Source organism: Vibrio sp. D173a, from assembly GCF_030248475.1.
In genome coordinates this window covers 1-3,223 of record NZ_JAHGAH010000114.1, presented here as the reverse complement: position 1 = coordinate 3,223, position 3,223 = coordinate 1, and the positions used below count along the sequence as shown (strand labels likewise).

Here is a 3,223-nt window from a genome sequence, read left to right as displayed (position 1 = left end):
ACATAAGAAACTTAACTTGTCGGTGCTTTGGATGATTGTATTCTTTGTCGCGGCAGGCATTGTGACTGGCATGATGTAAGCGCATCGCTAAGATAAAGATAAAGATAAAGATAAAGATAAAGATAAAGATAAAGATAAGAGTACAACGCCCGCTTCCAATTGGCGGCGGGCGTTTTTAGTTCCATCGTTCCAGTAGTTGTCACCTATTCCGTTGCTGGTGGTTTTTCCTGTTCATCAGCTGGAATGTAAACATCTGCTCTACGATTTTTAGAACGACCCGAAGAAGTATTGTTGGTGGCAATCGGTTCAGATTCACCAAAGGATTTAAGCGTGGTTTTCTGTTCGCTCACCCCGTAATAGTGCAGTTCACGAGCAGTGCTTTTGGCTCGATTATGACCCAAGGTTTGGTTATAGGCTTTGGTGCCTATCCAGTCAGTATGCCCTTCCACGGTGACTTGATATTCCGTTTGAGCAAGCTGACGAGCAACACTGCTCAAGACATCTCTCGCGAGCGGTGTGAGGTTAAAACGATCGAACGCGAAGTGAACCCGTGCAATCAATTTACCCTTATCCGTGACTTCACCACTGAATTGCGCGATACCCAAATTCGAGATATACGTCAGGCAATCATTCGGGTTGGTGAGCAGTGATGAGTTCTTCATCAGCGCCCACTTCAGTGCGGGGTCATTACTCACATCCGTTACTTGCAAATAGCCATCACGATGCGATGCCACCCCCGTCACCTCGCCAACCTGAATGGAGTGCGAGTATTCATAATAAGACGTCCCGCAGTATTCGGTCACTTCTGAACTGACTTCACTGGCATTCGCACTAACGGTCGTGAAACCGGCCACCAGCATCCCTGTAATTAGCATTGTTTTGGTCATATCTCTCACCCATATAGTCTCGATACACCATTACCACCAGATCCTTTCTGAATTAGTTCTTCGATTTTCTTAATGAAGTCTTCCGTCTCTGTTACATCGATGATGTCTTCATCCGGATTCAACACACAATCTTGGAAACCGCTTTGCGAAGATGCACTGAAGTTCACGCCAATGACGCCAATGTACAAATTACCGTTCTCGGTTTGGAAGTGCTCACGCGCTTTATCGCACATTCCTTTGTTTACTAAACCGGGCAAGATTTCCGTGTATGGGTACTCCATACCGTCACTGATTACTATCAGCATTTTTAGACGGTCATTGTATTGCTCCGTTTCTTCCTCGCTTCCACCGTTCGGCCGACCTGCTTCCATGATTTGCAATCCACGCAACATACCTTGATAGGCAGCCGTGTTCCCACCAGAGCTCATGGTTTGCATCTTGTCGAGGTTTGCTTTATTGGCAGTCAATGGAATGGTATAAAAGCCCGAATTACCAGTCCGCGTCATACTGGAGTTATAAAGCTTGTTGTTGTTCGATCTAAAATGAAAGGTCAAATTGTTATTCGCGACTTTATCGTCAAACATGTGTCTAACCGATTTTGAGTAACCGACATAGTCAGGGATCTCCAAACGGTTATTGTTGATATTCACCACATCTGCGACTCGCTTCGCTTGGTCCCGCTCCCAACTTTTTTTGTTTGGGCAGTCGGTGCGTTTGTTGGCACATTCCTCCACAGCTTCTTCAGAGTAAGGAGACCAATAGTCCCAATTTACCTGCTCATACTTCACTGAAGAGACGCTTTTGCGGTAGTTACCTTTGTACCTTAACTGACTGGTAGAATAGAGATTGTCATTTATCTTCTCTTGTACTCGCAGGTTAAATGGAATAATGGCAATACGATTCAGTACCTCACTCTCGCCTTCTCGCGGAACTAAGATACGATTTGAAATTTGCTTAACCGCATCCTTGAGGAGATCAATTTTAATTTCGCCATCCCAGCTGTTGTTCATCGACCCGGAAAAGTCAGTCACCAAAACCAGATCAATGATTTTGTCTCCTAAATAAAAAGGATATTTCGCTGCAACGGCTTGTCCAGCGAGTTTCTCCTGAGTCTCAAAGGAAGGGATTGAGTTACTGGCAAACCACGAGTTGTGAGTGGTAACCGCTTGCACGGAATATTGGATTTTTTCCGTATTATCGTTGTCTTCTGTTGGCTCTTCGTACGTCCTAACCGTTTGAATATCAACATGGGAAATATCACGCACATAGTCATTGATGTACATCGTCGCCAATGCATCCGCTTGGTTCGACTTGTCGTCTATCGTAATGGCCAATGCAGCAGTTTGCGCTGCGTCTCTCAGTCGACTTGTCTCTTGGATATAACGCGTCCCCTCTACGGCGAAAAATGTCATACCAAAAACAGGCACTAAACTCAGTGCGAACCAAACTGCCGCAATCCCTTTTTGACTACGACCAGAATGAATTGGAGCTCGTTGCTTAATAGTGAAATTCATTGTTACCTCCCCACCACAACAGAACTGGATGTGATTGTCATCGTGGATGCGCCTGAATTCCCCCAAAGCTGGGTAAACCAAGAGTTTTCTTGCTGACAAAGCGTTACTTGATACAAAGAGAAAATCACGCCATTCTCAACGGGTGCTAACTCTGACTTCGTATCTAACCCCGCAGCCTCACAGCCGAGGTTTTTGTACTCGTTACTTTCAAAAGCATTTAACGTCGTCTTATTGTGCAATGCTTCAATTTTGATAGCGACGCTGCCTGGTGTCGTATCAAGTAGACGTGACGCAAGTGTCTGCATGTCCGTTTCATCACTTGCGTTTAAAGGTAATCTCTCGTCGTAATAACGACTTCGCTCTTTAAGGATATTAGCTAGCGCAAAACTCCCACGATCAAGTTGAGCACGAGCTAATAACTTGTCACTAATGTCCGTCATGAAATAAAAGATGCTGATGAGAGCAATCAAAACAAAAAATAGCTCAATCGCAAAAACACCTTTTTGTCGGGATCGTATTTTCATCATCACTCCTCCCAACCTTCATGTTCTAGGTTGATCAGTGTGCTTTTAGTAATCGGGATAACATCGTTGGAAAATACGTTCAAAATTGGCGTGTAGTTATAAGTCAATGTAATTTCAGCGATTGCATACCCTTGATCGCCCTCTCCCATCTCGGCATCAGAATAACTGGTACCTGAAATTAGATCGGCGTATGTCAAATAGTACCGACCAGACACTTCAAAGTTTTCAGCAGGAACGAGTGACGTCCATAATGCTCCTCCGTCCTTCATCGCCGAATCCAGTGATACTCATTGAGCCT

General features: G+C 44.7%; 4 protein-coding genes. All 4 read right to left on the bottom strand.

The window, feature by feature from the left end:
• Window positions 1-203 precede the first annotated feature (203 nt).
• The 4 genes from KIV40_RS12905 to KIV40_RS12890 are packed head-to-tail and all read right to left on the bottom strand — an operon-like array spanning window position 204 to window position 3,194.
• Entirely contained in the window at window positions 204-887 is a 684-nt protein-coding gene (locus KIV40_RS12905; RefSeq protein WP_285349568.1) for an OmpA family protein, read from the bottom strand.
• A 5-nt stretch (window positions 888-892) separates the two neighbouring features.
• Window positions 893-2,401 carry a pilus assembly protein gene (locus tag KIV40_RS12900; RefSeq protein WP_285349567.1) on the bottom strand — a complete coding sequence of 503 codons (1,509 nt, stop codon included), beginning with the start codon at window positions 2,399-2,401 and terminating at the stop codon, window positions 893-895.
• A 2-nt stretch (window positions 2,402-2,403) separates the two neighbouring features.
• Window positions 2,404-2,928, bottom strand: coding sequence for a tight adherence pilus pseudopilin TadF (gene tadF, locus KIV40_RS12895; protein WP_012128777.1), 525 nt, complete (start codon window positions 2,926-2,928; stop codon window positions 2,404-2,406).
• Window positions 2,928-3,194, bottom strand: coding sequence for a hypothetical protein (locus KIV40_RS12890; RefSeq protein ID WP_285349566.1), 267 nt, complete (start codon window positions 3,192-3,194; stop codon window positions 2,928-2,930). Before KIV40_RS12890 ends, tadF begins: the two co-directional genes overlap by 1 nt.
• Window positions 3,195-3,223: the final 29 nt, after the last annotated feature.

Coding starts and splice junctions, on each gene's coding strand:
- KIV40_RS12905 (WP_285349568.1), bottom strand. CDS start 887: ATGACCAAAACAATGCTAATTACAGGGATGCTGGTGGCCGGTTTCACG.
- KIV40_RS12900 (WP_285349567.1), bottom strand. CDS start 2,401: ATGAATTTCACTATTAAGCAACGAGCTCCAATTCATTCTGGTCGTAGT.
- KIV40_RS12890 (WP_285349566.1), bottom strand. CDS start 3,194: ATGAAGGACGGAGGAGCATTATGGACGTCACTCGTTCCTGCTGAAAAC.
- tadF (WP_012128777.1), bottom strand. CDS start 2,928: ATGATGAAAATACGATCCCGACAAAAAGGTGTTTTTGCGATTGAGCTA.